At 70.3% G+C, this 21064-nt stretch carries 19 protein-coding genes; 1 reads left to right on the top strand and 18 read right to left on the bottom strand.

Annotation, left to right across the window (positions count from 1 at the left end; all coding sequences use genetic code 11):
- Window positions 1-20: 20 nt before the first annotated feature.
- From ACWD4G_RS02160 to pyrR, 14 genes are all read right to left on the bottom strand, one after another.
- Window positions 21-2162: a primosomal protein N' gene (locus ACWD4G_RS02160; protein WP_451290180.1), complete on the bottom strand. Its 2142-nt coding sequence runs from the start codon at window positions 2160-2162 to the stop codon at window positions 21-23.
- Window positions 2163-2316: 154 nt separating this feature from the next.
- Complete coding sequence (metK, locus tag ACWD4G_RS02155) at window positions 2317-3525, bottom strand: methionine adenosyltransferase (RefSeq protein WP_451290179.1); 1209 nt, start codon at window positions 3523-3525, stop codon at window positions 2317-2319.
- A 239-nt stretch (window positions 3526-3764) separates the two neighbouring features.
- The gene (gene coaBC / locus ACWD4G_RS02150; protein WP_451290178.1) at window positions 3765-4967 is read right to left on the bottom strand and encodes a bifunctional phosphopantothenoylcysteine decarboxylase/phosphopantothenate--cysteine ligase CoaBC; all 1203 of its coding nucleotides are present in this window, start codon (window positions 4965-4967) and stop codon (window positions 3765-3767) included.
- 104 nt (window positions 4968-5071) lie between these two features.
- Window positions 5072-5341, bottom strand: a complete 270-nt coding sequence (rpoZ, locus tag ACWD4G_RS02145; RefSeq protein ID WP_257547626.1) for a DNA-directed RNA polymerase subunit omega — start codon at window positions 5339-5341, stop codon at window positions 5072-5074.
- Between the two features lie 66 nt (window positions 5342-5407).
- Window positions 5408-6001, bottom strand: a complete 594-nt coding sequence (gene gmk, locus ACWD4G_RS02140; RefSeq protein WP_451290176.1) for a guanylate kinase — start codon at window positions 5999-6001, stop codon at window positions 5408-5410.
- A gap of 60 nt (window positions 6002-6061) precedes the next feature.
- Complete coding sequence (locus ACWD4G_RS02135) at window positions 6062-6385, bottom strand: integration host factor (RefSeq protein ID WP_003977346.1); 324 nt, start codon at window positions 6383-6385, stop codon at window positions 6062-6064.
- Between the two features lie 300 nt (window positions 6386-6685).
- Window positions 6686-7525 carry an orotidine-5'-phosphate decarboxylase gene (gene pyrF, locus ACWD4G_RS02130; RefSeq protein WP_451290174.1) on the bottom strand — a complete coding sequence of 280 codons (840 nt, stop codon included), beginning with the start codon at window positions 7523-7525 and terminating at the stop codon, window positions 6686-6688.
- Entirely contained in the window at window positions 7522-8631 is a 1110-nt protein-coding gene (locus ACWD4G_RS02125; RefSeq protein WP_451290173.1) for a quinone-dependent dihydroorotate dehydrogenase, read from the bottom strand. Before ACWD4G_RS02125 ends, pyrF begins: the two co-directional genes overlap by 4 nt.
- A 74-nt stretch (window positions 8632-8705) precedes the next feature.
- The gene (gene carB, locus ACWD4G_RS02120; RefSeq protein ID WP_451290171.1) at window positions 8706-12014 is read right to left on the bottom strand and encodes a carbamoyl-phosphate synthase large subunit; all 3309 of its coding nucleotides are present in this window, start codon (window positions 12012-12014) and stop codon (window positions 8706-8708) included.
- Window positions 12007-13149, bottom strand: a complete 1143-nt coding sequence (gene carA, locus ACWD4G_RS02115) for a glutamine-hydrolyzing carbamoyl-phosphate synthase small subunit (protein WP_451290170.1) — start codon at window positions 13147-13149, stop codon at window positions 12007-12009. The genes carB and carA overlap by 8 nt, the downstream gene beginning before the upstream one ends.
- Window positions 13146-13715 carry a PH-like domain-containing protein gene (locus tag ACWD4G_RS02110; protein WP_451290168.1) on the bottom strand — a complete coding sequence of 190 codons (570 nt, stop codon included), beginning with the start codon at window positions 13713-13715 and terminating at the stop codon, window positions 13146-13148. The genes carA and ACWD4G_RS02110 overlap by 4 nt, the downstream gene beginning before the upstream one ends.
- Window positions 13712-14998, bottom strand: a complete 1287-nt coding sequence (locus ACWD4G_RS02105; protein ID WP_451290167.1) for a dihydroorotase — start codon at window positions 14996-14998, stop codon at window positions 13712-13714. Before ACWD4G_RS02105 ends, ACWD4G_RS02110 begins: the two co-directional genes overlap by 4 nt.
- 5 nt (window positions 14999-15003) lie before the next feature.
- Window positions 15004-15984, bottom strand: coding sequence for an aspartate carbamoyltransferase catalytic subunit (locus tag ACWD4G_RS02100; RefSeq protein ID WP_451290166.1), 981 nt, complete (start codon window positions 15982-15984; stop codon window positions 15004-15006).
- A 153-nt stretch (window positions 15985-16137) separates the two neighbouring features.
- Window positions 16138-16734, bottom strand: a complete 597-nt coding sequence (gene pyrR, locus ACWD4G_RS02095; protein WP_451290165.1) for a bifunctional pyr operon transcriptional regulator/uracil phosphoribosyltransferase PyrR — start codon at window positions 16732-16734, stop codon at window positions 16138-16140.
- A gap of 244 nt (window positions 16735-16978) precedes the next feature.
- Here pyrR and bldD point away from each other — a divergent pair, with 244 nt between their 5' ends.
- Window positions 16979-17479 carry a transcriptional regulator BldD gene (gene bldD, locus ACWD4G_RS02090; protein WP_451290164.1) on the top strand — a complete coding sequence of 167 codons (501 nt, stop codon included), beginning with the start codon at window positions 16979-16981 and terminating at the stop codon, window positions 17477-17479.
- Window positions 17480-17593: 114 nt separating this feature from the next.
- Here the strand turns inward: bldD and nusB are convergent, their stop codons facing one another.
- From nusB to ACWD4G_RS02070, 4 genes are all read right to left on the bottom strand, one after another.
- Entirely contained in the window at window positions 17594-18028 is a 435-nt protein-coding gene (gene nusB, locus ACWD4G_RS02085; protein WP_451290163.1) for a transcription antitermination factor NusB, read from the bottom strand.
- 2 nt (window positions 18029-18030) lie between these two features.
- Window positions 18031-18597 carry an elongation factor P gene (gene efp, locus ACWD4G_RS02080; protein WP_055522452.1) on the bottom strand — a complete coding sequence of 189 codons (567 nt, stop codon included), beginning with the start codon at window positions 18595-18597 and terminating at the stop codon, window positions 18031-18033.
- Window positions 18598-18657: 60 nt separating this feature from the next.
- Window positions 18658-19764: an aminopeptidase P family protein gene (locus tag ACWD4G_RS02075; protein WP_451290162.1), complete on the bottom strand. Its 1107-nt coding sequence runs from the start codon at window positions 19762-19764 to the stop codon at window positions 18658-18660.
- 288 nt (window positions 19765-20052) lie between these two features.
- Window positions 20053-20958 carry a Pro-rich N-terminal domain-containing protein gene (locus ACWD4G_RS02070; RefSeq protein ID WP_451290161.1) on the bottom strand — a complete coding sequence of 302 codons (906 nt, stop codon included), beginning with the start codon at window positions 20956-20958 and terminating at the stop codon, window positions 20053-20055.
- Window positions 20959-21064 lie beyond the last annotated feature (106 nt).

The following is a 21064-nucleotide window of genomic DNA, read 5'->3' as shown; positions in this document are numbered from 1 at the left end:
ACCGCCCACCACCATCCACCTCACCCGATATCCAGCGGATCGACCCGAATCCGCACCCCGTCGCTCCCCCCACGCGCCATCCGCATCGCCTGAGCGCTCTTGAGCGCCACCGCCAGAGCCGCCCCACTCCCGGGCGGCACCCGAACCAGCGCCCGCTCCCACCGCTCCCCCGGCGGCGGTCCCCCCACCCTCCGCTGCCGCCCGACCTCGGTCACCGGCAACGGCACCGGCCCCAACACCTCGGCATCCACCGGAAGTTCGACCCCGTCGAGGAAGTCGACGACGACCCCGACCGGCCCAGAGACCGCAGCCATCCGGGACACCGGCGGAAACCCCAGCTCGGCCCGCTCCGAGAGTTCCCGCACCGCATGCCCGACCGGGTCCCACCGTACGAGCGCCTGCACGGGCCGCAGCGTGGGTTCGGCAACCACGACGACCGTGCCGCCCGCCCCCTGGTCCCGTACGAGCGCGGCGACACCGATCCATCGCCGCAGCGCTTCCTCACCGGCCCGTAGATCGGGTCGTCCGAGCATGGCCCAGCCGTCGAGCAGCAGCGCGGCGGCGTACCCGCCCTCGGCGACCGGCTCGGCCCCCGGTGTGCTCACGACCAGCGCGGGCGCCCCCGGCACGGTGTCCAGCACATGCTCGCGCCCGGAGGTCCGCACCGGCACCGCGGGAAAGGCCCGCCCCAGTTCCTCGGCGGTGCGCCGCGCCCCCACGACCTGAGCCCTCAGCCGCCGGCCCCCGCACTCGGTGCAGAACCAGCCGCCCTCCTCACGCCCGCACCACCCGCACACCAGCGCCCCGGCACCGTCGCGCGCCTCCAGCGGCCCCGCGCAGTGCCGACACCGCGCGGGCTCCCGGCAGCGGGCACAGGCCAGCCGCGGCACATACCCGCGCCGAGGCACCTGCACCAGCACGGGCCCGCTCCGCAACCCCTCCCGGGCCACCTGCCATGCGAGGCTCGGCAACCGAGCCGCTCTCGCGGCCTCGTCCCGCGCCAGCTCCCCGTCCCCCACGGTCCGCACCAACGGCGCCGCGGCCCGCACCTGCTCCCGCTCGGCGACGATCGGCGCGGCCCACCCGCTCTCGACGAGCTGGGCGGCCTCGACCGTGCAGCTCCAACTCCCCAGCAGAAAGGCGCACTTGTCCCGAGCGGCCCGTAGTTCCAGCACCTCCCGCACATGCGGAAACGGCGCGTTGTCATCACTGTGGCTCGCGTCCCCGTCGTCCCAGACCACCACCAGCCCGAGGTTCCGCACCGGCGCGAACATGGCTGCCCGTGTCCCCACGACGGCCCGTACGGCCCCGCGCCGCACGGCCAGCCACTCCCGATACCGCCGCTGCTGCCCGGCGTCGGCGGTCAGCAGCGCATGCTGTCCCTCCCCCAGCAGGCCGCGCAGCGCCTCGTCGACCCGGGCGGCGGGCCGCCCGGCCGGGACGACGACGAGCGCCCCCCGCCCCGAGGCCAAGGTCGCCTGAACGGCCCGCCCGATCTCCTCGGCCCACTCCGGCCCGGGCAACGCCGTCCACACGGCCCTGGGCGCACCCCCGCCGGACAGCGCCCGCAGGAACTCGGGCCCGCGCCCGTACCGCTGCCAGGACCCCACCTCCGGCGGTGCCGGAACGGGCGGAGGTCCTCCCATCTCCACTGCCTCCGCCTTGGCGTGCCGAGGTGGAACCGCCAGTTGCAGCACGTCGGCAAGGCTCCCGGCATAGCGGTCCGCCACAGCCCGGGCGAGCCCCAGCAGCTCCGGGCCGAGCACGGGCTCGGGCGACACGACCTGCGCGAGCGCGGCCAGCGGCCCCGCGTAATCCGACTCCGCGACCCTCTCGACGAGAAACCCGTCGATCAGCGAGCCGCCCTCCCGCCGCCCCTCCCGAACATTGCGCCCCCCGGCCCCGAACCGCACCCGCACCCGCACCCCCGGCTGGGCTGCGGCGTCCAACTCCTCCGGCACGGCGTAGTCGAAGTACCGATCGAGATGCAGCACCCCCTTGTCGACGAGCACCCGTGCGACCGGCAGCTCCTTGGCCAACGCGGCCCCCCGCCACGTGCGCGGCTTGGCCCTGGGCGCCTTGGCCTTGCGCACGGCCTCACGAATGAACGCGAGCTGCTCCGGCCCCGCGCCGCCCCCGCCCTTCCCGTCCTCGCTGCTCACACCAGCATTCTTCCAAACCCCACTGACAACCGAGCCGCCCCGATCGACCCGCCGAGGACCGCCCGTCCCCGCGGCCGTCGGGCCCGGAACGCGCCGAGGTCCGGCACCCCCGAAGGGATGCCGGACCTCGTGACGAACCGTCGAGTCGTACCGCCTACAGCCCCACAGCCTCGCGCAGGGCGTCCACGCGGTCGGTGCGCTCCCAGGTGAAGTCGGGCAGCTCGCGGCCGAAGTGGCCGTACGCGGCGGTCTGGCCGTAGATCGGGCGCAGCAGGTCGAGGTCGCGGATGATGGCGGCCGGACGGAGGTCGAAGACCTCCTCGATCGCCTTCTCGATCTTGTCGGTGTCGACCTTGGCGGTGCCGAAGGTCTCGACGAACAGACCGACGGGCTCGGCCTTGCCGATGGCGTAGGCCACCTGGACCTCGCAGCGGGAGGCGAGGCCCGCCGCCACGACGTTCTTCGCGACCCAGCGCATCGCGTAGGCCGCCGAGCGGTCCACCTTGGACGGGTCCTTGCCGGAGAAGGCACCGCCACCGTGGCGGGCCATACCGCCGTAGGTGTCGATGATGATCTTGCGGCCGGTGAGGCCGGCGTCGCCCATCGGGCCGCCGATCTCGAAGCGGCCGGTCGGGTTGACCAGGAGGCGGTAGCCCTCGGTGTCCAGCTTGATGCCCTCGTCGAGCAGCGCCTTCAGCTCCGGCTCCACCACGAACTCGCGGATGTCGGGGGCGAGGAGGGACTCCAGGTCGATGTCGCTGGCGTGCTGCGAGGAGACGACGACCGTGTCGAGGCGGACCGCCTTGTCGCCGTCGTACTCGATGGTGACCTGCGTCTTGCCGTCGGGGCGCAGGTAGGGGATGGTGCCGTTCTTGCGGACCTCGGAGAGGCGCTTCGACAGACGGTGGGCCAGGAAGATCGGGAGCGGCATCAGCGTCGGCGTCTCGTCCGTCGCGTAGCCGAACATCAGGCCCTGGTCACCGGCGCCCTGCTTGTCGAGCTCGTCCTCATCGCCCTCGACCCGGTTCTCGTACGCCGTGTCGACGCCCTGCGCGATGTCGGGGGACTGGGAGCCGATGGACACCGACACACCACAGGAAGCTCCGTCGAAGCCCTTCTTCGAGGAGTCGTAGCCGATCGCCAGGATCGTGTCGCGGACCAGCTGGGCGATCGGTGCGTAGGCCTTGGTCGTGACCTCGCCGGCCACATGCACCAGGCCGGTCGTGATGAGCGTCTCCACCGCGACGCGGGACCGGGGGTCCTCGCGCAGCAGCGCATCGAGAATGGCATCGCTGATCTGGTCAGCGATCTTGTCGGGGTGACCCTCGGTCACGGACTCCGAGGTGAACAGGCGACGGGACACAACGCTCCCTGGGGTTGCAGCGGCTGCTGGCTGATCATTGGCGGACGGGCAGGGGGCTGCGCCCGGCGCCGTCCGAGAACAGTTTATCGGTCGGGCTCGGCCACGGGCCCATCTGTCTCGCCTCTCGGGAGCTCTGTGACCTGCGGCACGTGCATTCTGCCCATAGGCCACCGGTGTCCGCCAGGGTCGCCACGCCTCAATGTGTCAGGTTCCAGGGGGGCGTGGCGGGAATCGAACAGTCAGTCAAGCCGGTTCGCGACCAGGTCCCATACGGTTTCGGCCAGGGCTTCCTTGGGTCCGTACGGCACCGGAGTCTCACTTCCGTCGGCTCCCAGCACCACCGCCTCGTTCTCCTCGGAGCCGAAGGTTTTGCGCTCTCCCACCTCGTTCACCACGAGAAAGTCGCATCCCTTGCGTTCGAGTTTGGCGCGGCCGTTGGCGAGGACGTCGTCGGTCTCGGCGGCGAAGCCGACGACGAGCTGTCCTGGCCGGGGGCGGTCGGCCGATATCTCCGCGAGGATGTCCGGATTCCGTACCAGGACGATCGGCTCGGGGTCCTGTCCGTCCTTCTTCTTGATCTTGCCGGTGGCGTAGGTCTCCGGTCGGAAGTCGGCGACCGCGGCGGCCATCACCACGACATCGGCGTCCGGTGCGGCCTTGAGCACCGCCTCGCGCATCTGGACGGCCGTGCCGACCCGTACGACGTCCACGCCCGCGGGGTCGGGCAGCCCGGTGTTCGCCTCGATCAGGGTGACCCGGGCGCCCCGGGCGGCGGCCGTACGCGCCAGGGCGTATCCCTGTTTGCCGGAGGAGCGGTTGCCGAGGAAGCGGACCGGGTCGAGGGGCTCGCGGGTGCCGCCGGCGCTGACGACGACATGGCGGCCGGTGAGGTCCGGCCGGGTGACGCCCCGGGCCAGCACCCGGCGGCAGATCTCGAAGATCTCCCCGGGGTCGGGCAGTCGGCCCTTGCCCGTGTCGACGCCGGTGAGTCGGCCCACGGCGGGCTCGATGACGAGGGCGCCGCGGCGGCGGAGCGTCGCCACGTTCTCCTGGGTGGCCGGGTGTTCCCACATCTCGGTGTGCATCGCGGGTGCGAAGACGACCGGGCAGCGGGCGGTGAGGAGGGTGTTGGTGAGGAGGTCGTCGGCGAGGCCGTGGGCGGCCTTGGCGAGGATGTCGGCCGTCGCGGGGGCCACGACCACGAGATCGGCCTCCTGGCCGATCCGGACGTGGGGCACCTCGTGGACGCCGTCCCACACCTCGGTCGAGACGGGGTGGCCGGAGAGAGCGGACCAGGTGGCGGCGCCGACGAAGTGCAGCGCGGAGTCGGTGGGGACGACACGGACGTCATGCCCGGACTCGGTCAGCCGGCGCAGCAGCTCACACGCCTTGTACGCGGCGATGCCGCCACTGACTCCCAGAACGACCTTCGGCTTGGTCACGGTCTCTCCCCGCACTCGACAACGTACGACTCCATGACACACCACAGGCCCGGCAACGCGTTGCCGGGCCTGTGGATAAACCTACCGCGATCTGCCCATACGACTTATGCGGGGCCCTCGATGGCCTCGGACGTCAGCAGACCCGCGTTGATCTCGCGCAGGGCGATCGAGAGCGGCTTCTCGTGGACGTGGGTGTCGACGAGGGGACCGACGTACTCAAGGAGGCCCTCGCCGAGCTGCGAGTAGTACGCGTTGATCTGGCGGGCACGCTTGGCCGCGTAGATCACGAGGCTGTACTTCGAGTCGGTGGCCTCAAGCAACTCGTCGATCGGCGGGTTGATGATGCCCTCGGGCGCGGAGATGGAAGAGGACACGCTCTACCTTCCGATGGGTGGGAAAGGATCTTTCATGATCACACAGTCACGATCACACGACCGTGATCACACAACGTCCATCAAGGCTAGCAGCTCGCGCGCCACATCCTCGACGGAGGTGTTGACCAAGGTCTCGTCGAACTCCGGCTCGGCCGCCAGTTCGACCTTCGCCGCGTCCAGACGGCGTTCGATCACCTCGGGCGGCTCGGTGCCCCGCCCGGTGAGTCGGCGCACCAGCTCCTCCCAGGAGGGCGGGGCCAGGAACACCAGTTGGGCGTCGGGCATGGTCTCGCGGACCTGTCGGGCGCCCTGGAGGTCGATCTCCAGCAGAACGGGCTCACCCCGCTCCAGGCGCTCGATCACGGCGGCCCGCGGGGTGCCGTAGCGGTTGCCGGCGAACTCGGCCCATTCCAGCAGCTCGCTGTTGGCGATCAGCTTGTCCATCTCGTCGTCGGAGACGAAGAAGTAGTGGACTCCGTGCTGCTCGCCGGGGCGCGGCTTGCGGGTCGTCGCCGACACCGAGAGCCAGACCTCGGGGTGCGCCTTGCGCATATGGGCGACGACCGTGCTCTTACCGACCCCTGAGGGGCCGGAGAGCACGGTCAGCCGCGGACGTACGTCCGGGGGCTCGGGGGTCGTCCCCCGGAATGTTGCAGCCATGCAGCGATTATTCCAGCAATCCCGGAGTGTCCGGGACTCCCTTCCCGCCAGGGGGCGGGATCAGGAACCGGTGCTGCCGAATTCACGCTCCAGGGAAGCGATCTGGTTGGAGCCGAGGCCGCGAACCCGGCGGCTCTCGGAGATGCCGAGTCGTTCCATGATCTGCTTGGCGCGGACCTTGCCCACGCCCGGCAGGGACTCAAGGAGGGCGGAGACCTTCATCTTGCCGATGACGTCGTTCTCCTGGCCCTGCTTGATGACCTCGTGCAGGGAGGCGCCGGAGTGCTTGAGTCGATTCTTGACCTCGGCCCGCTCCCGGCGAGCCGCGGCGGCCTTTTCGAGCGCGGCTGCGCGCTGTTCAGGGGTAAGGGGCGGAAGAGCCACGCCTACGTCACCTCGGATGTCGAACTGTCGGATACGGACCGGTGAGGAACCTAGTCGCCCCACACCTGGGGAGCCACGAGCAACACGCTTGCCCGTTTCTCCCCCACTACCTGCGGGAGCGGGAGGTGCCCCCACTGCTCGGAGACTAGCGGCCAACTCCGCCAGAGTCAGCGAGAACAGCGGAAAAGTCCTGGTCAGCCTCCCTGGAGTCGGACATAACCGGCATATCGCCCCGGATTTGAGGATGTATTCAGACTCAAGGCGTCCGGTAACCGACCCCCGGCCCACTCATCGGAGGTTTCAGACCGCCGTCGACGCGGCTCTGATCTCCTCCGCGAAGCGATTCGCCGCGTCACGCAGCGCGACGACGTCGGGACCGTGACGGAGAACACCTCGGCTGACGTTCGGAACCACATTGCGCACAGCGGCCCCGAAGACCCCGGGGAGATCGGCCGGCGTGGCCCCCTGGGCACCGATCCCGGGCGCGAGAAGAGGTCCGTTGATGTTCAGGTCGTACGACGACAGGTCACCCAGCGTGGCGCCGACGACGGCACCGAAGGACCCCATGGGCGTCTCCCGGGCGTTCTCGGCCGCGAGGTGCGCGAGCATCGTCGCCCCCACGTTCCGCCCGTCCTCCCGCAGAGCGTGCTGGACCTCGCCGCCCTCCGGGTTGGAGGTCAGCGCCAGCACGAACAGCCCGGCGCCGCTCTCGCGCGCGAGGTCCACGGCGGGCTTCAGGGAGCCGTAGCCCAGGTACGGCGAGACCGTCAGGGCGTCCGAGAACAGGGGGGCGTCCTTGCGCAGGAAGGTCTCGGCGTACGCGGCCATGGTGGAGCCGATGTCGCCGCGCTTGGCATCCATGACGACGAGGGCACCGGCGGACCGCGCCTCCTGGACCGACTTCTCCAGGACGGCGATGCCGCGCGAGCCGAAGCGCTCGAAGAACGCGCTCTGCGGCTTGAAGACGGCCACGCTGTCCGCCAGCGCCTCGACGACCGTGCGGCTGAAGCGCTCCAGACCGGCCACGTCGTCGTCCAGGCCCCAGGACGTCAGCAGGGAGGCGTGCGGGTCGATGCCGACGCACAGGGGGCCGCGCTCGTCCATGGCTCGGCGCAGCCGGGCGCCGAAGGTCTCGGTCATGCCGTCTTCTTCCTGACGTCGGCGCCGATCGCGTCGGCGAGCGTGGCGTAGGGGCTGGTGCGCAACCGGGCGGCGAGGCCCTTGTGGATGGCGCGCGCCCAGAAGGGGCCCTCGTAGATGAAGGCGCTGTAGCCCTGGACCAGGGTGGCGCCGGCGAGGATGCGCTGCCAGACGTCCTCGGCGTTCTCGACGCCGCCGACGCCGACCAGGGTGATCCGGTCGCCCACGCGCGCGTAGAGACGGCGCAGGACCGCGAGGGAGCGGGCCTTCAGGGGGGCGCCGGAGAGGCCGCCCGTCTCTTTGACCAGGGAGGGTTCGGATTTCAAACCGAGGCCCTCGCGCGCGATGGTGGTGTTCGTGGCGATGATCCCGTCCAGGCCCAGTTCCACGGCGAGGTCGGCGACGGCGTCGATGTCCTCGTCGGCGAGGTCCGGCGCGATCTTCACGAGCAGCGGCACCCGGCGGGTGCGCACCGTACGGTCGGCGGCCTCGCGGACGGCGGTCAGCAGGGGCCGCAGGGCTTCCGTCGCCTGGAGGTTGCGCAGGCCGGGGGTGTTGGGCGAGGAGACGTTGACGACCAGGTAGTCGGCGTAGGGCGCAAGCCGCTCGGTGGACTTCACATAGTCGGCGGCGGCTTCCTCCTCGGGGACGACCTTGGTCTTGCCGATGTTGACGCCCACGACGGTCTTGAAGACGGCCGTACGGGAGGCCAGACGGGCAGCGACGGCGAGCGAGCCCTCGTTGTTGAAGCCCATGCGGTTGATCAGGGCGCGGTCGGCGACCAGCCGGAACAGCCGCTTCTTGGGATTGCCGGGCTGCGCCTCACCCGTGACCGTGCCGATCTCGACGTGGTCGAAACCGAGCATCGACATGCCGTCGACGGCGATCGCGTTCTTGTCGAAACCGGCGGCGAGGCCGAAGGGGCCGTGCATCCGCAGCCCGAAGGCCTCCGTGCGCAGTTCCTCGTAGCGGGGCGCGAGCGCGGCGGCCGTGAAGGTGCGCAGGACGGGGACGCGGGCGGCGAGACGAATCCAGCGGAAGGCCAGGTGGTGGGCCTCCTCAGGGTCCATGCGTTTGAAAACCAGACGGAAGAAAAGCTTGTACATCAGTCACTGTCCTCTTGAGGCCTGAAGAGCCTCACGAAGAGGGGGACACCGTTTCCGGTGTCCCCCTCGGGCTGCTAGTCGCGGGCCGCGGTCAGGTGTTCGGCGTGTTCCTGGAGTGAGCGGACGCCGACGTCACCGTGGTTGAGGGCGTCGATGCCCTGGACGGCCGCGGCGAGCGCCTGGACCGTGGTCAGGCAGGGCACCGAGCGCGCCACGGCGGCCGTACGGATGTCGTAGCCGTCGAGGCGGCCACCGGTGCCGTACGGGGTGTTGACGATGAGGTCGACCTCGCCGTCGTGGATGAGCTGGACGATGGTCCGCTCGCCGTTCGGGCCGGTGCCCTCGGACTGCTTGCGGACGACGGTGGCGTTGATGCCGTTGCGCCTGAGGACCTCGGCCGTGCCGGAGGTGGCGAGCAACTCGAAGCCGTGGGCGACCAGTTCGCGCGCCGGGAAGATCATCGAGCGCTTGTCGCGGTTGGCGACCGAGATGAACGCGCGGCCCTTGGTGGGCAGCGGCCCGTACGCCCCGGCCTGCGACTTGGCGTACGCCGTGCCGAAGACCGAGTCGATGCCCATGACCTCGCCGGTGGAGCGCATCTCCGGGCCGAGGACGGTGTCGACGCCGCGTCCCTGGATGTCGCGGAAGCGCGACCACGGCATCACGGCCTCCTTGACGGAGATCGGCGCGTCGAGCGGGAGTTCCCCGCCGTCGCCGGTCGCCGGAAGCAGCCCTTCCGCCCGCAGTTCGGCGATGGTCGCGCCCAGCGAGATCCGGGCAGCGGCCTTGGCGAGCGGTACGGCGGTCGCCTTGGAGGTGAAGGGGACCGTGCGGGAGGCGCGCGGGTTGGCCTCCAGCACGTAGAGGATGTCGCCCGCCATCGCGAACTGGATGTTGATCAGGCCCCGGACGCCGACGCCCTTGGCGATGGCCTCGGTGGAGGCGCGCAGGCGCTTGATGTCGAAGCCGCCGAGGGTGATCGGGGGCAGGGCGCACGCCGAGTCGCCCGAGTGGATACCGGCCTCCTCGATGTGCTCCATCACGCCGCCGAGGTACAGCTCCTCGCCGTCGTACAGGGCGTCGACGTCGATCTCGATGGCGTCGTCGAGGAAGCGGTCGACGAGGACCGGCCGGGAGGGGCTGATCTCGGTGGACTCGGCGATGTAGGAGGACAGCCGGGTCTCGTCGTAGACGATCTCCATGCCGCGTCCGCCGAGGACGTACGAGGGCCGGACGAGGACCGGGTAGCCGATCTCGTCGGCGATGGCCTTGGCCTCGGCGAAGGTGGTGGCCGTGCCGTGCTTGGGAGCCGGGAGTCCGGCCTCGGCGAGGACGCGGCCGAAGGCGCCCCGGTCCTCGGCCGCGTGGATGGCCTCCGGGGAGGTGCCGACGATCGGTACGCCGTTGTCCTTGAGCGCCTGCGACAGGCCCAGCGGGGTCTGGCCGCCGAGCTGGACGACGACGCCCGCGATCGGGCCCGCCAGCGACTCGGCGTGGACGATCTCCAGCACGTCTTCGAGGGTCAGCGGCTCGAAGTACAGCCGGTCGGAGGTGTCGTAGTCCGTGGAGACGGTCTCCGGGTTGCAGTTGACCATCACGGTCTCGAACCCGGCGTCGCTCAGCGCGAAGGAGGCGTGCACGCAGGAGTAGTCGAACTCGATGCCCTGGCCGATGCGGTTCGGGCCGGAGCCGAGGATGATCACGGCGGGCCTGGTCCGGGACGCGACCTCGGTCTCCTCGTCGTAGGAGGAGTAGAAGTACGGCGTCTTCGCCGCGAACTCGGCGGCGCACGTGTCGACCGTCTTGTACACCGGGCGTACGCCCAGCGCGTGCCGGACCTCGCGCACGACGTCCTCGCGCAGCCCCCGGATCTCACCGATCTGCTGGTCGGAGAAGCCATGCCGCTTGGCCTCGGCCAGCAGCTCGACGTCCAGGCGCTCGACGGCGGCCAGCTCGTCGGCGATCTCCTTGATCAGGAAGAGCTGGTCGACGAACCAGGGGTCGATCTTCGTGGCCTCGAAGACCTCTTCCTGCGTGGCGCCCGCGCGGATGGCCTGCATGACCGTGTTGATCCGGCCGTCGGTGGGCCGCACCGCCTCGCGCAGCAGCTCCGCCTTGTCGCCGGGCTCGCCTACGAAGGTGAACTGGCTGCCCTTCGTCTCCAGCGAGCGCAGCGCCTTCTGCAGGGCCTCGGTGAAGTTGCGGCCGATCGCCATGGCCTCGCCGACCGACTTCATGGTCGTGGTCAGCGAGGAGTCGGCGGACGGGAACTTCTCGAACGCGAAGCGCGGCGCCTTGACGACCACGTAGTCGAGCGTCGGCTCGAAGGACGCCGGGGTCTGCTCGGTGATGTCGTTCGGGATCTCGTCGAGCGTGTAGCCGACGGCCAGCTTGGCAGCGATCTTCGCGATCGGGAAGCCGGTGGCCTTGGAGGCGAGGGCCGAGGAACGCGACACGCGCGGGTTCATCTCGATGACGATGACGCGGCCGTCGACCGGGTTCACGGCGAACTGGATGTTGCAGCCGCCGGTGTCGACGCCGACCTCGCGGATGACGGCGATGCCGATGTCCCGCAGGATCTGGTACTCGCGGTCGGTGAGCGTCATCGCGGGCGCGACGGTGATCGAGTCACCGGTGTGGACGCCCATCGGGTCGAAGTTCTCGATGGAGCAGACGACCACCACGTTGTCGTGCTTGTCGCGCATCAGCTCCAGCTCGTACTCCTTCCAGCCGAGGATGGACTCCTCCAGGAGCACCTCGGTGGTCGGGGAGAGCGTGAGGCCCTGGCCGGCGATACGGCGCAGTTCCTCCTCGTCGTGCGCGAAACCGGAACCGGCGCCACCCATGGTGAAGGAGGGTCGGACGACGACCGGGTAGCCGCCGAGCGTCTCGACACCGGCGAGCACGTCCTCCATCGAGTGACAGATGACGGACCGCGCGGACTCACCGTGGCCGATCTTGGCGTTGACCGCGTCGACGACCAGCTTGAACTGGTCGCGGTCCTCGCCCTTGTGGATCGCCTCCACGTTGGCGCCGATCAGCTCGACGCCGTACTTCTCCAGGACCCCGTTCTCGTGCAGCGAGATCGCGGTGTTGAGCGCGGTCTGGCCGCCGAGGGTCGGGAGCAGGGCGTCCGGGCGCTCCTTGGCGATGATCTTCTCGACGAACTCCGGGGTGATCGGCTCGACGTAGGTGGCGTCGGCGATCTCCGGGTCGGTCATGATCGTCGCCGGGTTGGAGTTGACCAGGACGACGCGCAGGCCCTCGGAGCGCAGGACGCGGCAGGCCTGGGTGCCGGAGTAGTCGAACTCGGCGGCCTGGCCGATGACGATCGGGCCGGAGCCGATGACCAGGACGGACTGGATATCGGTGCGCTTAGGCACGCTGGCCCTCCATGAGCTTCACAAAGCGGTCGAACAGGTAGGCGGCGTCGTGCGGTCCCGCTGCCGCTTCGGGGTGGTACTGGACGCTGAAGGCCGGCCGGTCGAGGAGCTGCAGCCCCTCCACCACGTTGTCGTTGAGGCAGACGTGGGAGACCTCGGCGCGGCCGTAGGGGGTCTCGGAGACCTTGTCGAGCGGGGCGTCGACGGCGAATCCGTGGTTGTGCGCGGTGACCTCGACCTTTCCGGTCGTACGGTCCTGCACCGGCTGGTTGATGCCCCGGTGGCCGTACTTCAGCTTGTAGGTGCCGAAGCCGAGGGCGCGGCCGAGGATCTGGTTGCCGAAGCAGATCCCGAAGAGCGGGGTGCCGCGCTCCAGGACCGCCCGCATCACGGAGACCGCGTGGTCGGCGGTGGCCGGGTCGCCGGGGCCGTTGGAGAAGAACACCCCGTCCGGGTTGACCGCGTAGACGTCCTCGGCGGTCGCCGTGGCGGGCAGCACATGCACCTCGATGCCGCGTTCGGCCATGCGGTGCGGGGTCATGCCCTTGATTCCGAGGTCGACGGCGGCGACGGTGAACCGCTTCTCGCCGATCGCGGGGACCACGTACGGCTCCGCGGTGGCGACCTCGGCGGAGAGGTTCGCACCCTTCATCTCGGGGGCCTGGCGGACCTCGGTGAGCATGGTGCCCTCGTCGGGCAGGGCGTTGCCGGAGAAGATGCCGACGCGCATGGCGCCGCGCTCACGCAGATGGCGGGTCAACGCGCGCGTGTCGATGCCGGAGATCCCGACGACGCCCTGGGCGCGCAGTTCGTCGTCCAGCGAGCGCAGGGAGCGCCAGTTGGACGGCACGCGCGCGGGGTCGCGTACGACATAGCCGGAGACCCAGATGCGCTTGCTCTCCGGGTCCTCGTCGTTGACGCCGGTGTTGCCGACGTGCGGGGCGGTCATCACGACGACCTGGCGGTGGTACGACGGGTCGGTGAGGGTCTCCTGGTAGCCGGTCATGCCGGTGGAGAACACGGCCTCACCGAAGGTCACCCCCACGGCCCCGTAGGCACGGCCGCGGAACATCCGGCCGTCCTCCAGGACGAGTACTGCGGGAACCTTGCCGGCTCCCCTGGTGGAGGTCGTCATCGTGCGCCTTCCGTTTCGGTCTTCTTGTTGATCATGGAGTTAATGACGTCGACCCACTCGTTGTGCTCGGCCGCGCGGTCGGAGCGGAACCCGGAGTCCAGCAGCCTGCCGCCGTGCTCCCAGGTGACGACCAGCAGCCCGCCCTCGGTGAGGACCTTGCCGGCGATGCCCTTGTCGAGCCGGGCCTCGCGCAGCGCCTCGGCGGGGACGAAGAAGTCCGTCGCCCCGGGTCGTACGACGTCCAGGCCCGCGTCCGTGAGCGTCAGCTCGACGCGGCTGCGGGTGCCCAGGCCGTGCGCCACGATCCGGTCGAGCCACTGCCCGGCCGTGGTGGAGCCGTGGTAGCGGCCGCTCATGCTCAGTCTCACGGGACCGGGCTCGTCCGGCGCGTCGAGGAGGGCGGGCAGATCGCTCTGGAGCGTGCCGCGCCACTTCCAGCCCTCGCGCATCAGCCAGTAGACGAGCACGACGAACAGGGCGAGTCCGACGAGCCAGCCGATACGGCCGGCCCAGTTGGTGACCTCGGCCGATTCCTTCTCGGCGGCCAGCAGCAGTACAGGTGTCACGTGAGTTTCCCGTCGACGAGCGTGGCCCTGCCCCGCAGCCACGTGTGCGTGACACGGCCCGGCAGCTCACGGCCCTCGTACGGGGTGTTGCGGCTGCGCGAGGCGAAGCCCGCGGGGTCCACCGCCCCACGGTATGCCGTGTCGACGAGCGTGAGGTTGGCGGGCTCACCTGCCGAGACGGGGCGTCCATGACCGGCGGCCCGGCCGATCTTCGCGGGCTTGAAGGACATGCGCTCCGCGACGCCCGCCCAGTCGAGCAGCCCGGTGTCGACCATGGTCTCCTGGACCACCGACAACGCGGTCTCCAGGCCCACCATCCCCATGGCCGCCGCGCCCCACTCGCAGTCCTTGTCCTCGTGCGGGTGCGGGGCGTGGTCGGTGGCGACGATGTCGATCGTGCCGTCGGCGAGCGCCTCACGCAGCGCCAGCACGTCGCGCTCGGTGCGCAGCGGCGGGTTCACCTTGTAGACGGGGTTGTACGTGCGGACCAGCTCGTCCGTGAGGAGGAGGTGGTGGGGGGTGACCTCGGCGGTGACGTCGATGCCGCGCGACTTGGCCCAGCGGACGATCTCGACGGACCCGGCGGTCGACAGATGGCAGATGTGGACGCGGGAGCCCACGTGGTCGGCGAGCAGGACATCCCGGGCGATGATCGATTCTTCGGCCACCGCGGGCCAGCCGCCGAGCCCCAGCTCGGCGGAGACGACGCCCTCGTTCATCTCGGCGCCCTCGGTCAGCCTCGGCTCCTGCGCGTGCTGGGCGACGACACCGCCGAACGCCTTCACATATTCCAGGGCCCGGCGCATGATCACGGCGTCGTGGACGCACTTGCCGTCGTCGGAGAAGACGGTGACCCCGGCCGCCGACTCGTGCATGGCGCCCAGCTCGGCGAGCTTCCTGCCCTCCAGGCCGACGGTGACGGCGCCGATGGGCTGGACATCGCAGTAGCCGTGCTCCTGGCCGAGCCGGTACACCTGCTCGACCACGCCGGCGGTGTCGGCGACGGGGAAGGTGTTGGCCATGGCGAACACGGCCGTATAGCCGCCGGAGGCCGCCGCGCGCGTACCGGTCAGCACGGTCTCGGAGTCCTCACGACCGGGCTCCCGCAGATGGGTGTGCAGGTCGACGAGGCCGGGCAGCAGCACCTTGCCATCCGCCTCGACGACTTCCGCGCCCTCGTCGGAGAGCCCGGCGCCCACGGCCTCGATGACGGAACCGCCGATCAGCACGTCCTGCGGCTCGCCACCGAGCACCTTCGCACCACGGATAAGGATCTTGCTCATCGTTCTTACTTCTCCTCGGTGGTACGGGTGTGGGTCACGGCGGGCTCGTTGCCGCCAAGCAGCAGATACAGCACAGCCATACGGGTCGACACACCGTTCGCGACCTGCTCGACGACCGTGCAGCGATCGGAATCGGCCACCTCGGCGGTGATCTCCATGCCCCGGACCATCGGCCCGGGGTGCATCACGATGGCGTGCTCCGGCATCCGCGCCATACGGTCGCCGTCGAGGCCGTAGCGCCGTGAGTACTCGCGCTCGGTCGGGAAGAACGCGGCGTTCATCCGCTCGCGCTGCACCCGCAGCATCATCACCGCGTCGGACTTGGGCAGCGTGGAGTCGAGGTCGTACGACACCTCGCAGGGCCAGGTCTCGATGCCGACCGGCAGCAGGGTGGGCGGGGCGACGAGGGTGACCTCGGCGCCGAGGGTGTGCAGCAGGTCGACGTTGGAGCGGGCGACCCTGCTGTGCAGGATGTCGCCGACGATCGTGATGCGCCGGCCGCCGAGGTCCTGACCGATCCCGGCGTCCCGGCCGACGAGCCGGCGCCGCATGGTGAAGGCGTCCAGCAGCGCCTGGGTGGGGTGCTGGTGGGTGCCGTCGCCGGCGTTGATGACGGCGGCGTCGATCCAGCCGGAGTTGGCGAGCCGGTACGGGGCACCGGAGGCGCCGTGCCGGATGACCACGGCGTCGACACCGATGGCTTCGAGGGTCTGCGCGGTGTCCTTCAGGGACTCGCCCTTCGACACCGACGAGCCCTTGGCCGTGAAGTTGATGACGTCCGCCGACAGTCGCTTCTCGGCGGCCTCGAAGGAGATCCGGGTGCGGGTGGAGTCCTCGAAGAAGAGGTTGACGACGGTACGACCGCGCAGGGTGGGCAGTTTCTTGATCGGCCGGTCGGCGACCCGGGCCATCTCCTCGGCGGTGTCGAGGATCAGGACGGCGTCGTCACGGGTGAGGTCGGCGGCCGAGATGAGATGGCGCTGCATCTTTCAGGCTCCGTAAGGCGGTTCAAGCGGTTCGGTGGGAGGCGAGCCCCGACCGGTCGGGCACACGGGTGCGACTGACCGGCGGGCAGGCGCGCGGAGGGGCGATCACGCGGGCGCGGGGCGCATGGGCAGCGCCGTACGCCGTCGCGGTCGCTAGTGCTGCGCGCCCCGGGTGGTCCGCTTCGCACCGAGCAGCACGGTGTCCCGACCGTCCTCCTCGGCGAGCTGGACCTTGACCGTCTCCCGCAGCGACGTGGGGAGGTTCTTGCCGACGTAGTCGGCGCGGATCGGCAGTTCGCGGTGACCCCGGTCGACGAGGACCGCGAGTTGCACCGCGCGGGGGCGCCCGATGTCGTTCAGGGCGTCGAGGGCGGCGCGGATGGTGCGGCCGGAGAAGAGCACGTCGTCGACGAGGACGACGAGCCGGCCGTCGATGCCGTCACCGGGGATGTCCGTGCGGGCCAGCGCACGCGGCGGGTGCATACGCAGGTCGTCGCGGTACATGGTGATGTCGAGGGAGCCGACCGGGATCTTGCGGTCGGTGATCTCGGCCAGCTTCGCGGCGAGCCGCTGGGCGAGGAAGACGCCTCGGGTCGGGATGCCGAGGAGCACCACGTCGTCGGCGCCCTTGGCGCGTTCGACGATCTCGTGGGCGATTCGGGTCAGTACGCGCGCGATGTCGGGCCCTTCGAGCACGGGCCTGGCGTCGGACGACGGCTGATCCGGTTGCGGATTCTGCTGGGTGTCCATACGAAACGGACCTCCTTCTCCGCCTCACGGGACGGACCTTAAAGGACGTCGGATTTGCGCCGTCAACATTAGCAGGCTCCCGCAACGCCCCTGATCACCCCCTTGGCCCAAGGGAGAGCGGTTACCACGGAAGAGTCGGTCCGGACCATTCGGCTTGACGGGGCAGAGTCACGCTGCGTAACCTCACAGTGAGTCACCAGCCGCGCGGCCCAGCCGCACGATGACCCAGTGTCCGGGGAGCCATATGTCCAGCGAATACGCCAAACAGCTCGGGGCCAAGCTCCGGGCCATCCGCACCCAGCAGGGCCTTTCCCTCCACGGTGTCGAGGAGAAGTCCCAGGGACGCTGGAAGGCGGTCGTGGTCGGTTCGTACGAGCGCGGAGACCGCGCCGTCACCGTGCAGCGCCTCGCGGAGCTGGCGGACTTCTACGGGGTTCCGGTGCAGGAGCTGCTCCCCGGTACGACCCCCGGTGGCGCCGCCGAGCCGCCACCGAAGCTCGTCCTCGACCTGGAGCGCCTGGCCAACGTCCCCGTCGAGAAGGCCGGCCCGCTCCAGCGTTACGCGGCGACGATCCAGTCCCAGCGCGGTGACTACAACGGCAAGGTGCTGTCGATCCGCCAGGACGACCTGCGCACCCTCGCCGTCATCTACGACCAGTCCCCCTCGGTCCTCACCGAGCAGCTGATCAGCTGGGGTGTCCTCGACGCGGACGCGCGCCGCGCGGTGACCCACGAGGACAGCTGAGCTTCACGGCCTTGGCCTGAGCAGCCAAGCCAGGCTTGAGCAGAAACGTGCCGCCGGGGTGGCCTGAACCTTACGGTTCGGACCACCCCGGCGGTTTTCTGTCTCTTGCTCCGCTTATTCGGTCTCCCGGCGAAGCGAAGGCTTCAGGTCCTTCAACCGGCCGAGCAGACCGTTCACGAACGACGGTGAGTCATCCGTGGAGAACTCCTTCGCCAGCTGCACCATCTCGTCCAGCACGACGGCGTCCGGGGTCTCGTCGACCCAGATCAGCTCATAGGCGCCGAGCCGCAGGATGTTGCGGTCCACGACCGGCATCCGGTCCAGCGTCCAGCCCACGGAGTACTGCGCGATCAGCTCGTCGATCCGCTTGGCGTGCCCCGAGTAGCCCTCGACCAGCTGCATCGTGTACTCGCTGACCGGCGGCTGCCGCGTGTCGCTCCGGGAGAGCCGAATCCAGTCCGCGAGGACGGTCAGAACGTCGGCCCCGCGCTGGTCGCCCTCGAAGAGGATCTGGAAGGCGCGCTTGCGGGCCGTGTTACGGGCAGCCACGGTTAGCTGTTCACCCGGCCGAGGTAGTCGCTGGTGCGGGTGTCGACCTTGATCTTCTCGCCGGTGGTGATGAAGAGCGGGACCTGGATCTGGTGGCCGGTCTCCAGGGTCGCGGGCTTGGTACCACCGGTGGAGCGGTCGCCCTGGACGCCCGGCTCGGTCTCCTGGATGACGAGTTCGACGGCGGCCGGCAGCTCGACGAAGAGCACCTCGCCCTCGTGCTGCGCGACGGTGGCGGTGAAGCCCTCGATCAGGAAGTTGGCGGCGTCGCCCACGGCCTTGCGGTCGACCATGAGCTGGTCGTAGGTCTCCATGTCCATGAAGACGAAGTACTCGCCGTCCATGTAGGAGAACTGCATGTCGCGCTTGTCGACAGTGGCCGTCTCGACCTTGACGCCGGCGTTGAACGTCTTGTCGACGACCTTGCCGGAGAGCACGTTCTTGAGCTTGGTGCGCACGAAGGCCGGGCCCTTGCCGGGCTTGACGTGCTGGAACTCGACGACGGACCAGAGCTGGCCGCCGTCGAGCTTGAGCACCATGCCGTTCTTGAGGTCGTTCGTGGAAGCCACGGTTGCTTCAATCTCCTGGACGTACGTGGACGACCCCGGGGCAGGCGCACAGCTCAAGGGCTAGAGCGCGAGCAGCTCCTTGGTCGTGATGGTGAGTAGCTCGGGTCCGCCGTCCGCCTCGGGGCGTACGACGAGCGTGTCATCGATCCGGACACCGCCCCGGCCCGGGAGGTGGACCCCCGGTTCGACGGTGACCGGCACGCAAGCGTCCAGTTTACCCATGGCCGAAGGGGCCAACTGCGGGTCCTCGTCGATTTCGAGTCCGACCCCGTGCCCCATCAGCGCCGGAAGGCCCTCGCCGTGCCCCGCGGAGTCCAGCACCTGGCGGGCGGCGCGGTCGACGGCGCGGTACGCGGTGCCGGGTGCCAGGGCCTCGCGTCCGGCGCGCTGGGCTGCGAAGACCAGGTCGTACAACTCGATCTGCCAGTCGGCGGGCGAGGTCCCGATCACGAACGTACGGCCGATCTCGCAGCGGTAGCCGCGGTACATGGCCCCGAGGCAGACGGAGAGGAAGTCGCCCTCCTCGACGCGGCGGTCGGTGGGCAGGTGGCCTCGGCGGCCGGAGTTGGGGCCGGTGGCGACGGAGGTGGTGAAGGCCGGGCCGTCGGCGCCGTGGTCGACGAGGCGGCGTTCGAGTTCGAGGGCGAGGTGCCGTTCGGTGCGCCCGACGAGGATCGATTCGAGGAGTTCACCGAGTGCCTGGTCGGCGATCTCCGCGCCGATCCGCAGATAGGAGATCTCCTCCTCGTCCTTGACGATCCGCTGCTGCTCGACCGCGCCGCCGAGGTCGGTCAGGCGCAGCCGGGGCGCGACCGAGCGGATCGCCCGGTGCCGGGCGACGGTGAGGTGGTGTTCCTCGACGGCGAGGGAGTCGGCGTGCGCGGCCGTGGCGAGGTCGGCGGCGGCGACGGCCGGGTCGCCGCCGGGGCCCGGGAGCACGTGGACGCGCAGCGATGCGTCGGGGCGTGAGCCGGCGGGCCCACTGTTCGGTGGGCCCACGCAGACGAGCTGGTCGTCGCTCCTGCCCAGCAGCAGGACGGCGCCCTGGAGGGCCGTGCCCGTGAGGTAGCGGACGTTGGCCGGGCGGGTGACGAGTGCGGTGGCGCTGCCGGCGGCGTGGCAGCGGTCTCTCAGGCGGTTTCGGCGGGCTGCGTGCACCTCTGACATGTGGCGAGCCTATGAGCTTTGCTGGTTGGTCGCCGGTTCAGTGAGGCCAAGTGGGGGCGCCGCGCGGGGTCCGGGGGTGCCAGTGCGGGCTGGGTGCCGCCTGCGGGCCGGTGGGGGCTTGTCGCGCCCACGCGGCGGAGCCGCAAGTGTCACAGCCCCGCGCCCCTTTTGGGTGGGCCCAGCGCCCCGGCGTTTATCGGTTAGCCATTTCGGTCGATCAGCTCCTGTGCATTGCCGCTGGTCCTCCCCCACGAGGGCACCACTTCATGAGGGCACTACTTCACGGGGTCACCACTTCGGCGGGCTCGCGATGGACCTCGCCAGGACCTCGTCCAGGACCCTCGCCGTGCCCGGGACGTCCAGCTGGGAGTTGTCGATGATGGGGAGGCCGGAGCCGTACCAGCCCGCCATGCGGCCGTGGATGCGGGCGACTTCCTCGTCGGTGAGGCGGCGGTTGCCGCTGCGCTCGGCGTTGCGCTCCAGGACGATGTCCAGGCCGGGGAGGATGACCACCGGCAGGAGGCCCGGGCCGACGTGGCGCTTCCAGCCGCCGAGGCCGACGACGGGACGGTCGGGGAAGACCGCGTCGTCGAGGATGCAGGAGATCCCGTTCGCCAGGAAGTTGCGTGCGGCGAAGCCGCAGGTCCGGCGGGCGAGACGATACTGCGCCTCCGAGTTGTCGTTCCACCCGGACTGCGGGTCGGCGAAACCGGAGCGCACCCATTCCCGTACGTCGTCCAGGCTGATGTGGGCCGTGGACACCCGGCGGTGATCCGCCCAGTACTTGGCCACGCTCGTCTTGCCCGCCCCCGCGGGGCCGATGAGCAGTACGGCGAGGGTGGTGGTCGTGACGTCCGGGGCGCCCGTGGCGGGAGGCGGGCTCGGCATGGTGACGGGGCCGCCGGGCGGCAGTTGCACGTGTCCGGTGGTGTCCCGGGGCACTCCGGTCCGCGGCGCGGCAGAGGTGTGCTGCGGGTGCCCGGGGGCTCCGGTGAAGCCCGGGGCGGGCGGCGGCACCGAGCCGGGAGGGGCCGTCGGTGCGTGCGGGGGTGCCGAGGCGGGCGGCGCGACCGGTGCTCCGGGGGGCGGGCCGACCGGGTGTCCCTGTTGGTGCGCGGCCGGTGACCATGGGGTCGTCTGGCCCTGCCCCGGCCGGTGGGGCGGCGGCAGCGGTGCTCCCACTGCGTGCTGCATCCGGTGCCACTCCGTCTCGTACAGTCACATCGACACTGGCAGGCGGGGTCTTTCGAACCCCGGTCCTACCGAACGGTACCGTCCCCGGCCGTCGTTTGGTGAACGG

It is taken from the genome of Streptomyces sp. NPDC002643 (assembly GCF_053592555.1).
The sequence above is the reverse complement of the archived record's forward strand: the minus strand, read 5'-3'. Positions and strand labels throughout refer to the sequence as shown.